The sequence below is a fragment of the Geodermatophilus sp. SYSU D00708 genome (assembly GCF_054050115.1).
This window is the reverse complement of sequence record NZ_JBJGYS010000043.1, coordinates 15580-32458: the sequence shown is the minus strand read 5'-3', so window position 1 is coordinate 32458 and position 16879 is coordinate 15580. Positions and strand designations below refer to the sequence as shown.

The 16879-nt window shown below is 75.8% G+C and carries 19 protein-coding genes; 11 read left to right on the top strand and 8 right to left on the bottom strand.

The window, feature by feature from the left end:
- Positions 1-47 precede the first annotated feature (47 nt).
- Positions 48-377, bottom strand: coding sequence for an RNHCP domain-containing protein (locus ACI79D_RS23485; RefSeq protein ID WP_456920941.1), 330 nt, complete (start codon positions 375-377; stop codon positions 48-50).
- A gap of 90 nt (positions 378-467) precedes the next feature.
- A complete protein-coding gene (gene greA, locus ACI79D_RS23480; RefSeq protein ID WP_456920940.1) occupies positions 468-971 on the bottom strand; it encodes a transcription elongation factor GreA in 504 nt (167 codons plus the stop codon).
- A 217-nt stretch (positions 972-1188) separates the two neighbouring features.
- On the opposite strand from greA, the gene mca reads away from it, so the two are divergent.
- Positions 1189-2070 (top strand): mycothiol conjugate amidase Mca, encoded by an 882-nt coding sequence (mca, locus tag ACI79D_RS23475; RefSeq protein ID WP_456920939.1) that lies wholly within the window; start codon positions 1189-1191, stop codon positions 2068-2070.
- Positions 2067-2393, top strand: coding sequence for a hypothetical protein (locus ACI79D_RS23470; protein WP_456920938.1), 327 nt, complete (start codon positions 2067-2069; stop codon positions 2391-2393). Before mca ends, ACI79D_RS23470 begins: the two co-directional genes overlap by 4 nt.
- Before the next feature lie 53 nt (positions 2394-2446).
- On the opposite strand, the gene ACI79D_RS23465 is transcribed toward ACI79D_RS23470, so the two are convergent.
- The 3 genes from ACI79D_RS23465 to ACI79D_RS23455 all read right to left on the bottom strand — a co-directional run bounded on the left by ACI79D_RS23465 (position 2447) and on the right by ACI79D_RS23455 (position 5828).
- A complete protein-coding gene (locus tag ACI79D_RS23465) occupies positions 2447-3019 on the bottom strand; it encodes an AMIN-like domain-containing (lipo)protein (protein ID WP_456920937.1) in 573 nt (190 codons plus the stop codon).
- Positions 3020-3202: 183 nt separating this feature from the next.
- Positions 3203-4369 (bottom strand): MFS transporter, encoded by a 1167-nt coding sequence (locus ACI79D_RS23460; RefSeq protein WP_456920936.1) that lies wholly within the window; start codon positions 4367-4369, stop codon positions 3203-3205.
- Between the two features lie 106 nt (positions 4370-4475).
- Positions 4476-5828, bottom strand: a complete 1353-nt coding sequence (locus ACI79D_RS23455; protein ID WP_456920935.1) for an ATP-binding protein — start codon at positions 5826-5828, stop codon at positions 4476-4478.
- Between the two features lie 152 nt (positions 5829-5980).
- On the opposite strand from ACI79D_RS23455, the gene ACI79D_RS23450 reads away from it, so the two are divergent.
- Positions 5981-6724, top strand: coding sequence for a response regulator transcription factor (locus tag ACI79D_RS23450; RefSeq protein WP_456920934.1), 744 nt, complete (start codon positions 5981-5983; stop codon positions 6722-6724).
- On the opposite strand, the gene ACI79D_RS23445 is transcribed toward ACI79D_RS23450, so the two are convergent.
- Both ACI79D_RS23445 and ACI79D_RS23440 read right to left on the bottom strand, forming a co-directional pair.
- Positions 6655-7263 (bottom strand): hypothetical protein, encoded by a 609-nt coding sequence (locus tag ACI79D_RS23445; protein WP_456920933.1) that lies wholly within the window; start codon positions 7261-7263, stop codon positions 6655-6657. The genes ACI79D_RS23450 and ACI79D_RS23445 overlap by 70 nt on opposite strands.
- Before the next feature lie 218 nt (positions 7264-7481).
- On the bottom strand, positions 7482-7745 hold the full coding sequence (locus tag ACI79D_RS23440; protein WP_456920932.1) for a hypothetical protein: 264 nt from the start codon (positions 7743-7745) through the stop codon (positions 7482-7484).
- Between the two features lie 128 nt (positions 7746-7873).
- Between ACI79D_RS23440 and ACI79D_RS23435 the strand changes: the two genes are divergently transcribed.
- The 5 genes from ACI79D_RS23435 (at position 7874) to ACI79D_RS23415 (ending at position 13279) form a co-directional block, all read left to right on the top strand.
- A complete protein-coding gene (locus ACI79D_RS23435; RefSeq protein ID WP_456920931.1) occupies positions 7874-8467 on the top strand; it encodes an HD domain-containing protein in 594 nt (197 codons plus the stop codon).
- A 120-nt stretch (positions 8468-8587) separates the two neighbouring features.
- On the top strand, positions 8588-10585 hold the full coding sequence (locus tag ACI79D_RS23430) for a thioredoxin domain-containing protein (RefSeq protein ID WP_456920930.1): 1998 nt from the start codon (positions 8588-8590) through the stop codon (positions 10583-10585).
- A 56-nt stretch (positions 10586-10641) separates the two neighbouring features.
- Positions 10642-11268 (top strand): hypothetical protein, encoded by a 627-nt coding sequence (locus ACI79D_RS23425; RefSeq protein WP_456920929.1) that lies wholly within the window; start codon positions 10642-10644, stop codon positions 11266-11268.
- A gap of 69 nt (positions 11269-11337) precedes the next feature.
- Positions 11338-12003, top strand: a complete 666-nt coding sequence (locus ACI79D_RS23420) for a maleylpyruvate isomerase N-terminal domain-containing protein (RefSeq protein ID WP_456920928.1) — start codon at positions 11338-11340, stop codon at positions 12001-12003.
- Positions 12004-12034: 31 nt separating this feature from the next.
- The gene (locus tag ACI79D_RS23415) at positions 12035-13279 is read left to right on the top strand and encodes a geranylgeranyl reductase family protein (RefSeq protein WP_456920927.1); all 1245 of its coding nucleotides are present in this window, start codon (positions 12035-12037) and stop codon (positions 13277-13279) included.
- 235 nt (positions 13280-13514) lie between these two features.
- On the opposite strand, the gene trhA is transcribed toward ACI79D_RS23415, so the two are convergent.
- On the bottom strand, positions 13515-14297 hold the full coding sequence (gene trhA, locus ACI79D_RS23410) for a PAQR family membrane homeostasis protein TrhA (RefSeq protein ID WP_456920926.1): 783 nt from the start codon (positions 14295-14297) through the stop codon (positions 13515-13517).
- 165 nt (positions 14298-14462) lie between these two features.
- Here trhA and ACI79D_RS23405 point away from each other — a divergent pair, with 165 nt between their 5' ends.
- From ACI79D_RS23405 to ACI79D_RS23395, 3 genes are read left to right on the top strand one after another with little or no spacing between them, the layout of a single operon-like run.
- On the top strand, positions 14463-15242 hold the full coding sequence (locus tag ACI79D_RS23405; RefSeq protein ID WP_456920925.1) for an isoprenyl transferase: 780 nt from the start codon (positions 14463-14465) through the stop codon (positions 15240-15242).
- A gap of 13 nt (positions 15243-15255) precedes the next feature.
- A complete protein-coding gene (locus ACI79D_RS23400; protein WP_456920924.1) occupies positions 15256-16473 on the top strand; it encodes a DUF885 domain-containing protein in 1218 nt (405 codons plus the stop codon).
- A 4-nt stretch (positions 16474-16477) separates the two neighbouring features.
- Complete coding sequence (locus ACI79D_RS23395) at positions 16478-16654, top strand: hypothetical protein (protein ID WP_456920923.1); 177 nt, start codon at positions 16478-16480, stop codon at positions 16652-16654.
- The last annotated feature ends 225 nt before the right edge of the window (positions 16655-16879 follow it).

Here is a 16879-nt window from a genome sequence, read left to right as displayed (position 1 = left end):
AGTGCCACGGGCGCGTTCTCCGCGCCGTGGCACTCCGCTCGGGGGTGCTACAGCCAGGGCAGGCCGAGGACGACGTCGAGGTCGTCGGGGCCGTCGCCCTCCCGTACCAGCCGGTTGGGCTGGCGGTGGCCGCACGCCGTGCAGCGGTGGACCACCTGCCAGCCCTTGCCCGACTTCTCCACCAGGCCGATCGGCTCCATCGGCGCCCGGCACTCGCTGGCGCGGTCGCCGGGGAGGTCGTCGACGTGCAGCGACCACAGGCACACCGGGCAGTGGTTGCGGTAGTGCCCGTCGGTGTTCGCCGGCACCGGCGAGGCGCAGTGGACGCAGGTGAACCCGGTGTTCTCCGCCCGCCGCGAGCGCCCGCCGCGGCTCACCGGTCCTCCTCGCTGGCGCTCGTCGGCCAGGTGCGCGTGGCTGCTGCGTACACGCGTGACCTCGCGAGCTCGGTCACGCAGGTGCCCCGGTCAGGGGACGAACGGCTCGACCGCGACGACGTCGACGGTGATGGCACGGCCGTTCGGCGCCGTGTACGTGACCGTGGCACCCGGCTCGGCGCCCATGATGGCCGACCCGAGGGCGGACTCGGGGGAGTAGACCTGCAGCCCGGTGGTGCCGGCGATCTCCCGCGAGCCGAGGAGGAACTTCTCGGTCTCGTCGTCGCCCTGGAAGCGGATGGTGATGACGGTGCCCGTCGCGGCGTGGGTGGCCGTCGTCGGGGCGTCGCCGACGCGGGCCTTGCGCAGCAGGTCCTCCAGCTGGCGGATGCGGGCCTCCTGCTTGCCCTGCTCGTCCTTGGCGGCGTGGTAGCCGCCGTTCTCCCGGAGGTCGCCCTCCTCGCGGCGGGCGTTGATCTCGGCGGCCATGGCCGGACGGCCCGCCACCAGCTGGTCGAGCTCGGCCTTCAGCCGGTCGTGGGCCTCCTGGGTCAGCCAGACGCCCTGGTTCTGCTCGTCAGTGGGGGTGGACACGGCATTGCTCCTGAAATGTCGGTGGCCGTCCCCCGCGAGGGGAACGGCCGCGATCAGAACGACCAACGTAACACCGCCGGGACGCGCTCGTGTTCCGCTGATCACGTCCGCCGGGATGCGGAACGCTAGCGGCTCGGAGCGTGAGGAGCACCACCTCCACCCGATCGGGCGCCGGTGCGAGCGGCGACCTGTCGGCGTCGCGGGGGACAATGGCCGGGTGACCGACCCCTTGCGCCTGCTCGCCGTGCACGCCCATCCCGACGACGAGTCGAGCAAGGGTGCCGCCACCATGGCCAAGTACGTCGCCGAAGGCGTCCGCGTCATGGTGGCCACCTGCACCGGGGGCGAACGCGGCTCGGTGCTCAACCCCGCGCTGGACCGGCCGGAGGTGTGGGAGCGGCTGCCCGAGATCCGCCGGGAGGAGATGGCCCGGGCGCGGGAGATCCTCGGGATCCAGCAGGAGTTCCTCGGCTTCGTCGACTCCGGGCTGCCGGAGGGCGACCCGCTCCCGCCGCTGCCCGAGGGCTGCTTCGCGTTGGTGCCGACCGAGGAGGCCGCCGCGCCCCTGGTCGAGCTGATCCGCCGGTTCAAGCCGCACGTCATCACCACCTACGACGAGCGTGGGGGGTACCCGCACCCGGACCACATCAAGACCCACGAGGTCTCGGTGCACGCCTTCGAGGCCGCCGGCGACCCCGACCGGTACCCGGAGCTGGGCGAGCCGTGGCAGCCGCTGAAGCTCTACTACCACATGAGCTTCACCCTGCCCCGGACGCGGGCGCTGCACGAGGCCATCCTCGCCTCCGGTCAGGAGTCCCCGTACGCCGAGTGGCTGGAGAACTGGGACCCCGACCGGGACATCTCCCATCGGGTCACCACGAAGGTGCACTGCGCCGACCACTTCGCCGTCCGGGACGCCGCGCTGATCGCGCACGCCACGCAGATCGACCCGAACGGCCGGTGGTTCGCCTGCCCGCTGGAGGTCCAGCAGCAGGTGTGGCCGACCGAGGACTACGAGCTGGCCCGCTCGGTCGTCGACTCGACGGTCCCGGAGGACGACCTGTTCGCCGGCGTGCGCAGTGAGGTGACCGTCCAGTGACCACCGTCTGGGTGCTCGCCGCCGACCAGCAGCTGCCCGAGGACGTCGGCAAGTCCGGCCCGCTCGGCCTGCTGCTCATCGTGCTGCTGCTGATCGCCACCGGGCTGCTGGTGAAGTCGATGAGCCGGCACCTCAAGCGGCTGCCGCGCAGCTTCGACCCCGAGGAGGCCGGGCCGCAGGTCGTCGTCCCCGACACCCCGGCCGAGCTGCTCGAGCCGCGCACGGAGCCGGGGCAGGAACTGCTCGACACCCTCCGCCGGGCGCCGCGGGCCATCGAGCCGCCGCGCGGGGACGACGACGGCCGGTCCGGCGCCCAGGGCTGACCGGACCGGCCGCAGCCGCCGCCGTCCCCGCGAGGTGGGGACGGCGGCGCGGGTCACCGCTCCCAGCGGTGCGCGACGTCGATGACGAGCCGGTCGACGCCGGCCGAGCTGCCCTCGAGGACGAAGGCACGGAACGGCAGCCGCGCCCGCGTGCCGATGCCCAGGCCGGACTGGCCCTCGAAGGAGCCCAGCCACGCCACCTGGCGCAGCGTGCTGTAGCCGCGGACGTCGACCGCCTCCAGCATGTCGTCCGGCGCGTACGTCGGGACGCCGGTGTCGTCGTAGCCGACCGCGCCCAGGGTCACCTGCAGGGCAGCGCCTCCCCGCAGCGGGACGGCGGCCCCGCTGCCGTCCTCCCGCACCACCGGCACGTACCGGACCGACCAGGAGTCGAAGCCGGACACCTCGGCCACCTCGACGACCACCCGGTCGAAGCAGGCGTGCCGGCCGGCCCGGACGTCGGTGACGAGGTCGTCGCCCGGGTCCTGCGGGTCCACGGACCTCGGTTGTGACCCCCACGTGAGGCCGCAGTAGGGAGCGGCGGACGCCGCGGCCGGGGCGATCAGGCCCAGCGCGGCGAAGGCCGCGACGAGCAGGACGAGGACCCGGGTGCGAGGGCGGTTCATGGCGAGCCTCCTGGTGATGTGTGCCGCACCACTGCGGGCGACGCGGGCAGGATCAGCCGACGCGCCGGGCGCTCACCAGGGGTGGTGACGCAGCATCTCGCCGAAGATCACCGAAGTGCGCAGGCACAGTTTCACAACACGTCGGCGCGCCTGCTCGCACCGTTCCTCAGGACGTGCTCAGCGTCACCGGGCACCGGCCGGCCGGCTCCACCGGGCCCGTCCCCAGACCGCCACCAACCCGAGCGGGACGGCGACCAGGCCGGCGAGCAGGTAGATGGTGCGGTAGCGGCCGTCGTCGGCCAGGTCGGCGACGGCGACCGCGGCGAGGGCGCTGCCGCAGAACAGTGCCCCCGCGAACAGGGACACCACGGTGGCCCGGGCCGCCGGCAGCACCTCGGTCGCCCACGTCTGCAGCGACGAGTGCATCGCGGCCCAGGTGAGGCCGAGCAGGAGCGTCACGACGACCGCCGCGACCGGGGTCCGCGACGTGGCCAACAGCAGGCAGGCGGCGACCGCGGAGGCGGCGCCGACGGCGATGAGCCGCGACGGGTGCACGCGGCGGGACAGCCGGCCCACCACGGCGGCGAAGACGAACACCGCGACGCCGTAGACCGCGGCCACGCCCCCGGCCAGCGCCGCCGGTGCGCCGGCCGCCTCGACGGCGGCGGGCAGGAGGGTGAGGGCGCCGAGCACGACCCCGCCCTCGACGAAGGCCAGGCCGAGGACGAACAGCGCCGAGCGTGACCGCGCGACCGACGCCAGCGGGGCCAGCGGGCTGCGGTGGGCACGCGTCCGGGGCGGTTCGGGTAGCCGCCGCAGCACCAGGCAGAGGACCAGCGCCGCGGCGCCCGTGGTGACGAAGACGGCCCGCCAGGAGGACAGCTGGGCCACGACGCCGGCGCCGGCCGAGGCCAGCGCGGTGCCGCAGGCCACCCCCACCATGAGCCGGGTGAGTTCCCGCTGGCGCCGGTCGGGGGGCACGGTGTCGCCGATGTAGATGATCCCGGCCGGGTAGGCGGCGCCGAAGAACGCGCCGCCCACCCCGCGGGCCAGACCGAGCGCGAGCGGCGACCCGGCGCCCGCGGCGGCGAGGGCTGCGACGCCGGCCACCAGCAGGGCCAGCCGCATGGTGCGCACCAGACCCAGGGAGTCCGACACGAGGCCCCAGATCGGTTGGCTGAGCCCGTAGGCCAGGAAGTAGGCGCCTGCTGCCTGGACCACCGCCGCCAGCGAGACGTCGAGGTCGGTGGCGATCGCCAGGAGCATCGGCGGCATCGCGAAGCGGTCGAGGATGCTGACGAACGCGTTGACCTGCAGCAGGCGGATCGGGTGCGCCGGGGCAGTGGGCATCAGCGGACCGGGCCCGGTGGGCGAACTCGCGCCGTCCGGCTCCTCGGGGTGTGCGGCGGCATCGGGCCAGGACTGTCCAGCACCGGCCGCCCGCGGGCAAGTCGGCTCACCCGGCGGTGGGCCGGACGGCGTCGGAGATCACCTCCTGGCCGGCGCCCGTGCCCGCCTGGGGCAGCAGCAGGGTGAAGACCGGCGGAGAGGGGCGCTGCAGCTCCAGCCGCCCCTGCGCGGACTCGGCGAGTCGGCGGGCCAGCGCCAGCCCGATGCCGTGGCCGTCGCGCCGGTCGGCCCGCCGGGCGAACAGGCGGCCGTCGTCCGCGGGCACTCCCGGCCCCTCGTCCCGGACGTCGATCGCCACCGCCCCCGCGGCCTCCCGCACGGCGACGGTGACCGTGCCGCGGCCGTGCGTGATGGCGTTGTCCAGCAGCACCGCGAGCACCTGCCGGACCGCCGCCGTTGACGCCCACGCCTCGGGGGTGCCCGGCTCGACCTGCACGGCGAGGTCGCGCCGGTGCAGGGCCAGGCGCGCCCCCCACTCCGGCGCGAGCTCGCCGAGCAGGGCGTGCAGGTCGACCGGCGCGGCCTGGCCGTCCTGGCCGGCGTGCGCCAGGGTGAGCAGTTCCTCGATGGTGGTCTCCAGCCGGTCGGCGTCGGCCAGGCTGGCGGCGATGGCCGGCCGCGGGTCGGCGTCGGTCTGCTCCAGGGCCGCCTCGAGTCGCAGCCGCAGCCCGGCCAGCGGCGTCCGCAACTGGTGGGAGGCGTCGGCGGAGAACGCCCGCTCCCGGGCGAGCATGTCGTCCAGGCGGGCGGCGGTGGCGTCGAGCGCCGCCCCCACCGAGTCGATCTCCTCGATCCCGCCCCGGCGGCTGCGCACGCTGAAGTCACCGTCGCCGAGCCGGCGGGCCCGGTCCTCCAGGTCCTCCAGCGGGCCGGCCAGCCGGCGGGCCTGCCGGCGCCCGACCAGCCAGGCCATGACCACGGCGGCGACCGCGAGCCCGGCCATCCCCGCCCAGACGAGGACGACCTCGCCCAGCACGGCGCCGCGGGAGCTGGTCACGAGCACCGCCCCGATCACGTCCTCGGAGTGCGTCACGGGGACGGCGGCGACGAGGACCCCGTCGTCGATCCCGCTGCTCACGTCGCCGTCGAGCGCGGCGGCCAGCACGTCGTCGTCCACGGTGGGCACCGACCCGGCCAGCCGGTCGCCGTCCTCGGCGTACACGGCCGCGTACCGGACCCGGTCGTCGTCGCCGAGGTCCGTGAGGTCCGCGGGGTCGACCGGATCGCGGTTGTCCACGTCGGCGGACACCTCGATCGCCACGTCGCTGGCGATCGACACCAGGTGGCCGCGTTCGTGCTGCAGGGCGTACTGGAGCACGCCCGCGCCCAGGGGCAGTCCGAACAGGCAGATGGCCAGCACGGAGGCCAGCAGGGCCACGCCGATGATCCGAGTGCGCACGACCGTCGTCTCCGTTCCGCCGTCGCCGTCGCAGCACCACGCTCGGTCGGCGCCAGGATGCCGCGCGGGGGGAACGGTGTCACCGCCCCCGTGCCCGCGGGGCGATCGAGCAGACCTCCCCGGGACGCCGCTGCGCCTGCCACGATGTGGTCATGGCGGGCCGGATCCTGCTGGTCGAGGACGACCCGACGATCGGCGAGGTGCTGGCGGCGAGCCTGCGGACCCACGCCTACGAGGTGGACTGGGCGCGGACCGGCACCGACGCCCTCGACCGCGCGGCCAGTGCGCCGGTCGACCTCGTCCTGCTGGACCTGGGGTTGCCCGACCTCGACGGCGTGGAGGTCTGCCGGCAGATCCGGCGGCTGCAACCGGGCTGCGTGCTGGTCATGCTGACCGCCCGCGCGGCGGAGATGGACGTCGTCGTGGGCCTGGAGGCCGGCGCCGACGACTACCTGGTCAAGCCGGTGCGCCTGGCCGAGTTGCAGGCCCGCATCCGCGCGCACCTGCGCCGCGGCGGAGGGGTCTCGGCCGAGCCGACGGTCCGCACCCTGGGTGACCTCGTCGTCGACGTGCCGCGCCACCGGGTCACGCTCGCGGGACGGGAGCTCCGCCTGCGGCCCAAGGAGTTCGACCTGCTGGCGCGGCTGGCCGCCCAGCCCGAGGTCGCGCACAGCCGGGAACAGCTGATGAGCGACGTGTGGGACGAGAACTGGTTCGGCTCGACCAAGACCCTCGACGTCCACGTCGCCGCGCTGCGGCGCAAGATCCAGGAGGGGGCCGGGTCCGGGGACCGGGTCCCGCAGATCGTCACCGTGCGCGGGCACGGCTACCGGCTGGAGCTGCCGGCCCTCGAGGCCGGCGGCAGCCCCTCGGCGCCCGGGTCGCCGATCGGTTGACGCCGCCCGGCCCCGGTGCGGGACAGCCGGACACGGCGACCGGGCAGCAGGTCGGGCACGGGGAGCAGCCGCGGCTCCGGGGCAGTGGGGACCTGCGACGGGGCAGTGGGGACCTGCGACGGGGCAGTGGGGACCTGCGACGGGGCGGCGGGGACCTGCGACGGAGTCAGGGTGATCTCCCAGGTGGCCACCTTGGCGACGGTGTCGACCCCGACCTGCAGCTCGGCGCACGTCCCCGCCGGGCGGGTCGTGATCGACCTGCGGGCCTCCTCCCCGGTCAGGACCTCGTGCAGCAGTGCGAGGACGGCGTCGAGGTGGTCGTGCGGACGCGGGTCGTCCCGGCAGGTGTGCGCCGCGACGGTCAGCACCCGGGTCTCGTGCGGCGCGTCCGGCACCCGCTCGTCCCAGCTCGGGACGATGAAGCAGGGCTCGGTCGTCGCGGACCGGCCACCCTGCAGTCGGTCGGCGTAGTTGAGGAGCAGGGCGCTGAGCAGGGAGTCCCGCGTGAGCAGGCCACCGACCACGCGGCGAAGGTCCATCGCCGTCCTCCCGTCGCTCGTCGCAGGACCGGCAGCGTCGGCGAGGCCGCCCGTGCCCCCGTCCGGGTGGTCGGCCGGTGCGCTGACGAGGTTATGCCCCGGGCGCCCAGCCGCAGACCGGAGCAAGGCAAGAAGTGGGTTAACGCTGCGCGCGCCGAGGCCGGCCGCGCCATGGGCGGCCGAGGGCGCGGGGAGCAGCGGGAGCGCGTCGCGGAGCGCTAGTGCCGGCGGGAGAGCAGCCCCTTCCAGCTCAGCCGTCGGGGGCCCCGGTCGCGGATGCGCTCCCGTGGCACGTCGGCGTCCCGCGACCCCAGGTCGTCGCCCGCAGCGGCAGCGACGAACCTGACCGCCGCCCGCCACCCCGTGCCGTCGTCGTACATGCGCCAGGCGTGCTGTACGCCGGGCCACCACCGTCCCGCGCACTCGACCTCGACGTGGCGCGGCGGGTCGATGCGGCGTTCAACGAGAACGTGGTCGTCCACGGCACGGAAAGGTAGTCGGGTGAGCTGGTCCACACGCCGGGCGACCTCCGTCCGTGGGCGGGGAGCCCGGGCGGCCGGCTGCCGGGGGCCGACGCGGCGTCCCGACGGCGGGGCCCTACCGTGGCCGGGTGCCCGACCTCCGACAGCGGGGACCCGTCGACGCGGCCACCGACCACGACCTCGTCGCGTTCGCCCGCGGCCTCGCCGGCGACCTGCTCGCCGGCCTGGACGGCCGCTGGCGGCACACCCGGGGCGTCGCCCGCCGTGCCGCCGACGCGGCGGTGTCGGAGGCGGACCGGCCGGTGCTCGTCGCCGCGGCCTGGCTGCACGACATCGGCTACGCCGCGCCGCTCCACCGCTCGGGGTTCCACCCCCTCGACGGCGCCTGGCACCTGCAGGAGCACCACTGTCCCGAGCCGCTGGCCGGGCTGGTGGCCCACCACTCGGCCGCCCGCCTGGTCGCCGCCGTGCGCGGGCTCGGCGAGCCGATGCGGGCCTTCCCGGCCGGCCGCTACGCCCGCGGCCCGGTGGCCGACGCGCTGACCTACGCCGATCAGACCACCGGCCCCGACGGGCAGCAGGTCGACGTCGAGGACCGGCTGGCCGAGATGCTGCGCCGGCACGGCCCGGACAGCCCGAACGCCCGCGTGCACGCGCAGCGGGCACCGGAGATCCGCGCGGCGGTCCACCGCACCGAACAGCGGCTGCTCGCCGGCCGCTGACCGGAGCCCCTCGTCGGCGGCCGGTCAGCGACGCGGTCCGGGGACGTGGGTGCGCTGCCTGCCCCCGGCTCGCCGGCCCGCACCCGTTCGCCCGCGGGTCGGGGAGGGAAGACAGGGGGTATGCCCAACCGTCTGGCGGGCGCCACCAGCCCGTACCTGCTGCAGCACGCGGACAACCCCGTCGACTGGCGGGAGTGGGGCGAGGAGGCCTTCGCCGAGGCCCGCGAGCGCGACGTGCCCGTCCTGGTCTCGGTCGGCTACGCCGCGTGCCACTGGTGCCACGTGATGGCGCACGAGTCCTTCGAGGACGAGACGACCGCCGCGCAGATGAACGCCGACTTCGTCTGCGTGAAGGTCGACCGCGAGGAGCGGCCGGACGTCGACAGCGTCTACATGACCGCCACCCAGGCGCTCACCGGCTCCGGCGGCTGGCCGATGACGGTGTTCACCACCCCGGACGGGCGGCCGTTCTACTGCGGCACCTACTACCCGCCGCGCCCGGCGCACGGCGTGCCCGCGTTCCGCCAGGTGCTCGCCGCGGTCACCGACGCCTGGCGCACCCGCCGCGAGGAGCTGGAGTCGGCGAGCACACGGATCGTGGACGCCATCTCCTCCCGGCTCGAGCTCGGCGCCCCCACCCCGCTGTCGGCCGCCGACCTCGACGCCGCCGTCGCCGCCGTGGCCGACGGCTACGACGAGCGGTCCGGAGGCTTCGGCGGGGCGCCGAAGTTCCCGCCGTCGATGCTGCTGGAGTTCCTGCTCCGGGCGCACGCCCGCACCGGGGACGCCCAGGCGCTGCGGATGGCCCGCGGCACGCTGGAGGCCATGGCCCGCGGCGGCATCAACGACCAGCTCGCCGGTGGGTTCGCCCGCTACTCCGTCGACGCCCGGTGGATCGTGCCGCACTTCGAGAAGATGCTCTACGACAACGCCCTGCTCCTGCGCGTGTACCTGCACCTGTGGCGGGCGACGGGGGAGGGGTGGGCCCGGCGGGTCGCCGACGAGACCGCCGCCTTCCTCCTCCGCGACCTCGGCACGCCCGAGGGCGGCTTCGCCTCCGCGCTCGACGCCGACACCCAGGGGGTCGAGGGGCTCACCTACGTCTGGACGCCGGGGCAGCTGGTCGACGTCCTCGGGGACGACGACGGCCGCTGGGCCGCCGAGCTCTTCAGCGTCACCGAGCGCGGGACCTTCGAGCACGGGACGTCGACGCTGCAGCTGCTGCGCGTCCCCGAGGACCCGGCGCGGTTCGCCGCGGTGCGGGACCGGCTCGCCGCGGCCCGGGCCCGCCGTCCGCAGCCGGCGCGCGACGACAAGGTCGTGACCGCGTGGAACGGGCTGGCCATCGCGGCGCTGGCCGAGCACGGCGTCCTCACCGGGGACGGCGACTCGCTGGCCGCGGCCCGCCGGGCGGCGGGGCTGCTGGCCGACGTCCACTGGGTGGACGGCCGGCTGCGCCGTGCCTCGCGGGACGGCGTCGCCGGGACGCCGGCCGGGGTGCTCGAGGACTACGGCGACCTGGCCGAGGGCCTGCTCGCCCTGCACCAGGCCACGGCGGAGGGGCGGTGGCTGGAGCTGGCCGGCGACCTGCTCGACGTCGTCGCCGAGCAGTTCATCGACGAGGACGGCTGGCACGACACCGCCGCCGACGCCGAGTCGCTGGTCCACCGGCCGTTCGACCCCACCGACGGCCCGACGCCGGCCGGCATCGCCGCGGCGGCCGGGGCAGCGGTCAGCTACTCGGCACTGGCGGGGTCGCCCCGGCACCGGGAGCTGGGCGAGGCGGCGGTGGGCTCCCTCGCCCCGCTGGTCACCCGGGCGCCGCGGGCGGCGGGCTGGGCCGCGGCCGTGGGGGAGGCGCTCCTGGCCGGACCGCTGGAGGTCGCGGTGAGCGGCCCGGCCGGCCCGGAGCGCGACGCCCTCGAAGCGGCGGCCCGGGCGTCGGCCAGCCCCGGGGCGGTGGTGGTGGCCGGGGAGCCGGACACCCCGGGCGTCCCGCTCCTGGACGGGCGGCCACTGGTCGGCGGCCGGCCCGCGGCCTACGTGTGCCGTGGGTTCGTCTGCTCGGCCCCCGTCACCGACGTGTCCGCTCTCGGCGCAGCGATGTCCCCTTCCTGACCGATCCCCGGCGGCTTACCGTGTAAGCGTGTAATCACCTCACTGAGGAGGCCGTCGTGCACGGACACCACCACCGCTTCTCCGACTCACCCTTCGCCGGCATGCGCGGCGGGTTCCGCGGCCCCGGGTTCCGCGGCCGCGGGCCCGGCGGCCGCGGTCGTGGCGGCGAGGCGCCGCCGCCCGTGGAGCGCGCCGAGGTCGCCGGCTGGTTCGCCGGTCGGCTGCCCGAGGGCTGGTTCACCGGGCCGGTGGAGCTGGCGATCGACCGTGACGAGATCACCGTCGTCGGCACGCTGCCCGAGCCCGCGGCCGGCGAGGGCGACCCCGCGGCCGCCCGCGCCGGCCGGATCTCCCGGTTCCGGGAGGAGACCCGCGAGCAGCGGATGGCGATCGCCGACGCCGCCCAGGAGCGCTACGGCCGCTCGGTGGCGTGGGGCGCGGCCTGCGGGGACGACCGCGAGCTCTTCACCAACCTCTCGGTGCCGGTGATGACCCGGCTCCGGCAGCCGGAGCGGCTGGTGCTCGACACGCTGGTCGACGCCGGCGTCGCCCGATCGCGGTCCGAGGCGCTGGCCTGGGCCGTCCGCCTGGTCGGGGAGCACGCCGACGCCTGGCTGACCGAGCTGCGCGACGCCATGGCGGCGGTCGAGGAGGTGCGCGGCCGGGGCCCGTCCGTCAGCTGACGGAGGTCCACCGGGCGGTCGGGAGCCGACCGGCGACACGGGTCCGCCGCGGCTGGCACGCTGCCGGTCGTGTCCGAACCGCTCGACCTGCTGCGCACCGCCTACACCGACCTCGCCGAGGAGCTGTACCGGCTGACCGCGGCCGGCCGGGCGTGGTCCCCGACCGGCTGCGCCGGCTGGGCGGTCGTCGACCTGGGCTTCCACCTGCTCAGCGACACCCGCCGCGCGCTCGTGGCGCTCAACACCCCGGCCCCCGGGCCGGCCGGCACCGACGCCGTCGACTACTGGGCGGCGTGGCGGCCCCCCGAGCCCGGCGACGAAGAGGCGCTGCGGCGCACGCGCGCGGTGGCCAGCGTCGCGGCCGAGCCCGCGGACCTCGCCGAGTGGTACGCCGAGTCGTCCGCCGCGGTCGTGGTGGCCGCCGGTCGCGTGGCACCGCAGGACCTCGTCCGCACCCAGGGCCGGGTGCTCGCGGTCGCCGACCTGCTCTCGACGCTGGTGGTGGAGGCCGCCGTCCACCACCTGGACCTGGTGCGTCACCTGGACCGTCCGGGACCGGCCGCCGGGCCGCTGGCCGAGGTCCGCCGCGTGCTCGAGGGCCTGCTCGGTGGGCGGCTGCCCGCGGCGTGGGACGACGCGACCGCGGCCCGGCGCGGGACCGGCCGCGAGCCGCTGGACGACGAGGACCTCGTGCTGCTGGGCGCGGCGGCGGAGCGCCTCCCGCTGTTCGGTTAGTCCACGCCGCCCACCTGGGACACTCGACGTCGTGCCGACCGACGCCGCGCCCGCCGCCACCGACGTCCTGGTCGTCGGAGCCGGCCCCGCCGGTGCGGCCGCCGCCGCGTGGGCCGCACGCTCCGGGCGGGACGTCGTCCTCGCCGACGCCGCGGTCTTCCCGCGGGACAAGACCTGCGGCGACGGCCTCACCCCGCGGGCGATCGCCGAGCTGGACCGGCTCGGCCTGGGCGACTGGGTGCGCGCGCGGGCCCGCAACCGGGGCCTGCGCGCGGCCGGGTTCGGCCGGGAGTGGCAGCTGCCCTGGCCCGGCGGGGAGTTCCCCGACCACGGCAGCGCCGTGCCGCGCATCGAGCTCGACGCCCGCATCCGGGAGGTGGCCCTCGCCGACGGTGCCACGCCGCTGCAGGGCGCCCGCGCGGTCGACGTCGAGCGGGACGGCGACCGGGTCACCGGGGTGGTGTTCGAGGTCGGCGACGAGACGGTGACCGTCGGCTGCCGGCGGCTGGTCGTCGCCGACGGCGCCCGCTCGCCGCTGGGCCGGGTGCTCGGCCGTGAGTGGCACCGCGACACCGCCTACGGCGTCGCCGCCCGCGGGTACGTGCGCTCCGCCCGGGCGGACGACGAGTGGATCTCCTCCCACCTGGAGCTGCGCGGCGGGGAGGGTGAGCTGCTCTCCGGCTACGGGTGGGTCTTCCCGCTCGGCGCGGCGTCCGGGCAGGTCAACATCGGCGTCGGCACGCTGGCCACCGCCCACCGTCCGGCCGGGGTGGCGCTCAAGTCGCTGCTGGAGACCTACGCCGACGCGCGCCGGGAGGACTGGCAGCTCGACGGTCCGGTGGAGGCGCCGGCCTCGGCGCTGCTGCCCATGGGCGGGGCCGTGTCCGGCGTCGCGGGCCGGAACTGGGCGCTGGTCGGCGACGCCGCCGGCTGCGTCAACCCGCTCAACGGCGAGGGCATCGACTACGGGCTGGAGACCGGCCGCAGCGTCGTCGAGCTGCTGGACGACGACCTGTCGCGGGCCTGGCCGGCCACCCTGCAGCGGCACTACGGCGAGGCGTTCTCCATCGCCCGCCGGCTGGCCGGGCTCCTCACCGTGCCGCGGTTCCTGCCCGCGGCCGGGCCGGTCGGCATGCGCTCGCGGGCGCTGATGACCGTGGCGCTGCGGGTGATGGGCAACCTGGTCACCGAGGAGGACCGCGACGTCGTCGGCCGCGCCTGGCGCGCCGCCGGCCGGCTGTCACTGAAGGTGGACGAGCGTCAGCCGTTCGCCTGAGCGGGGCCCCGGAGGGGCTCCCGAAGGCGGACCGGACGTGCGGTGCAGGGGGAACCCGCGGCGTCAGCCGCGGATCGGCGGAACGGGGGCCCGCAGGGTCCCCGACGCCGGTCGGGGAGGGCTCAGCGCGTCGGGCGGCCTCGGTGCAGGGGCCCGCGCCGAGCGTGCGAGGCGTTGGGGGGCGCCGAGGTCCTTCCGGGCACCTGGCCGCGGTGTCGGCCGGTAGGCCGGCAGATCACACGAAGGGGCTGTTGTACATCGCGAAGTAGACGGCGATGTAGTGGCAGATCGCCGCCACGATGGTCAGCGCGTGGAAGACCTCGTGGTAGCCGAAGACGCCCGGCACAGGGTTGGGCTTCTTCACCGCGTAGGCCACGCCGCCGAGGGTGTAGAGCACGCCGCCGACCGCGAGCAGCACGAGCGAGGTGACGCCGGCGATGTGCAGGATGTCGGTGAGGATGAAGACCGCGACCCAGCCCAGGCCGATGTAGAGCGGCACGCCCACCCACCGCGGCGCCGTCGGCCAGGTGAGCTTGAGGAAGACACCGGCCAGCGCACCGGCCCAGACGCCGCCGAGGACCCAGTAGCCCGTCGGCTGGTCGACGGCCAGCAGCGAGAACGGCGTGTAGGTGCCGGCGATGAACAGGAAGATCATCGAGTGGTCGAGCCGCTTCATGACCTTCCAGCCGCGCGGTGACCACCGGCGGCGGTGGTAGAGCGCGCTGATGCCGAACAGGCCGCAGATCGTCACGCAGTAGACGGCGACGGAGAAGCCGGCCCGGGGGCCCAGCACCGAGCCGAGCGGGATGAGCACGGCACCGGCGACGACGGCGCCGAAGAACGCGAACAGGTGCAGCCAGCCGCGCAGCCGCGGCCGGGTGTCGGGGTGGTCCCAGTCGTCGTCGGCGAAGTCCTCCGCCGTCCAGGTGCGTTCGACCCGCTCGCCCTCGCCGAGGACCGTGGTGACCGCCTCCGCGCGGGGGGCCTCCAGCTCGGCGCTGTCCGCCTCGACCCGCACGGGCCGACGGTCACCGTCACGGGGGTCCATGAGCCGAGGTTACGCAGCCGCGGATGGGGTCGCAGGGGCACCCGGCCGTGACCCTGCTGTCAGGGTGCGACGACTTCCGTGCAGGTCGGGAACGGTGCGCCGAGCCGCCGTCCGGGGGGCCTAGGGTGACCCCCCGTGGGGGTTCGGCAGTGGGTCCGCGACGTCCTCACCGAGGTCTACGAGCGGCGTCTCGCGCGGGCCCTGGTGGGCGCCGACACCCCCCGCCACGTCGGGGTGATCGTCGACGGCAACCGGCGCTGGGCCCGCGCGATCGGGCTCGAGGACCCGAACGCCGGCCACCGCCGCGGCGCGGACAAGATCGCCGCCTTCCTGGGGTGGTGCGACGAGGCCGGCGTCGAGGTGGTGACCCTCTTCCTGCTCTCGACCGACAACCTGTCCCGGCCCGAGCCCGAGCTGGTCCCGCTGCTGCGGATCATCGAGGGCGTCGCCGAGGACCTCGCCGCGCCCGACCGCCGCTGGCAGCTGCGCCCGGTCGGGGCGCTGGAGCTGCTGCCGGCCGAGACCGTCGCCGTCCTCAAGCAGGCGGAGGAGACCACCCGCGACCGGCCGGGGGCGACGGTGAACCTGGCCGTCGGTTACGGCGGACGGCGGGAGATCGCCGACGCCGTCCGGTCGCTGCTGGCCGAGCACGCCGAGCGCGGGACCTCGCTGGACGAGCTGATCGGACTGCTGGACGTCGAGCACATCGCCGAGCACCTCTACACGCGCGGCCAGCCCGACCCCGACCTGGTGATCCGCACCAGCGGCGAGCAGCGGCTGTCGGGGTTCCTGCTCTGGCAGACCGCGCACTCGGAGTTCCACTTCACCGACGTGTACTGGCCCGACTTCCGCCGCGTGGACTTCCTGCGTGCGCTGCGCGCCTACGCCGCCCGGCACCGTCGCTTCGGTAGCTGAGAGCATCCTCGTCATGGCGGCCTCCTCCCTCGACGTCCCCCTGGAGTACGTGGAGCTGGGGCTGCGGTTCGACCGGTTGGAGTCCGGCTTCGTCGACGCCTACACCGGCGACAAGCGGATCCGCGCCGCGGTGGAGGCCGAGCCGGCGCCGACGCCGCAGCAGCTGCGGGACCAGGCACGGGCGTTGCTGCGCGAGGTGGACGTCGCCGACCTGCCGGCCGACCGCGCCGAGTTCCTCCGCGGACAGCTCACCGGCCTGGAGTGCACCGCCCGGAGGATGAGCGGCGAGCCGGTGGCCTTCCTCGACGAGGTCTCCAGCTACTTCCAGGTCGACGTCACCCTGGGCGACCCCGCCGTGTACGCCGCGGCCCACGCCGAACTCGACGCGCTGCTGCCCGGGAGCGGGCCGCTGGCCGAGCGGTACGCCGCGCACCGGCGCCGGGAGGAGTGCCCGCCCGGGCGGCTGGCGGAGGCGGTGCAGGCGCTCTCCAGCGCGCTGCGCGACCGGGTGCGCGGCCAGTACGGGTTGCCCGAGGCCGAGACGGTGCACTACGAGGTGGTCACCGACCAGCCGTGGTCGGGCTTCAACTACTACGAGGGCGACTACCACTCGCGGGTCGCGATCAACGCCGACCTGCCGCACCGGCTCGGCCAGCTGCCGCACCTGGTCGCGCACGAGGCCTATCCCGGGCACCACACCGAGCACTGCCGCAAGGAGCAGGGGCTGGTCGAGCGGGCCTCCCGGCTGGAGCACACCGTCTTCCTGGTCAACACCCCGGAGTGCCTCATGGCCGAGGGGCTGGCCGACCTCGGCGTCCAGGCGGCGATCGGCCCGGGGTGGGGCCCGTGGGCGGCCGAGGTGCTCGGCGACCTGGGGCTGCGCTTCGACGGCCACCTGGCCGAGCGGATCGCGGCCGCGGCGGCGCCGCTCAACCGGGTGCGCCAGGACGCCGCCGTCCTGCTGCACGACCGGGGCGCGCACGCCGACGAGGTGGCGGCCTACATCCAGCGGTGGTCGATGGTCAGCGCCGACCGGGCGCGCCAGCAGCTGCGCTTCCTCACCCACCCGCTGTGGCGGGCCTACATCACCACCTACGTCGAGGGCTTCGACCTGCTGTCGGCGTGGCTGGACGCCCGGCCGGCCGGACAGCCCGTCGCCGACCGGTTCGTGCGGTTGCTCGACGAGCCGCTGACGCCGGGCGCCGTCGCGCGCGAGCTGCGGTCCGCCTGACCTGATGGCTCCGCGCGACCCGGAGGAGGCCCGCGACCTGGGCCTGTGGACGGCGGGCTGGCTGGCCGTGCTCCTGGTGGGCGGGATCTGGTGGATCGGAGACCTGTCGCTGCAGTGGCCGGTGCTCCTCGTGCCCCTGGTCTGGGCGCTGGTCGCGGCCCGGCCGCGCCGGAGCCGCTGAGACTCCTGGTGCCGGTGGTGCCCCGACAGGGTGACACGACGCCGACCGGACACGTTCCTGTCACCTCCCACGCCTACCGTCCGCGGTGGAGGACGAGCTCACCTCGCCCTCCACGGGAGGCCCGGTTGGTGCTGACGTACTCGTCGACCAGGGGGGCCGGTACCCGGCCCCTGCGCCGGGGCCCGGCCACCTTCGAGCCGGGGTGCGACCAGCGCCCCAGGGGAG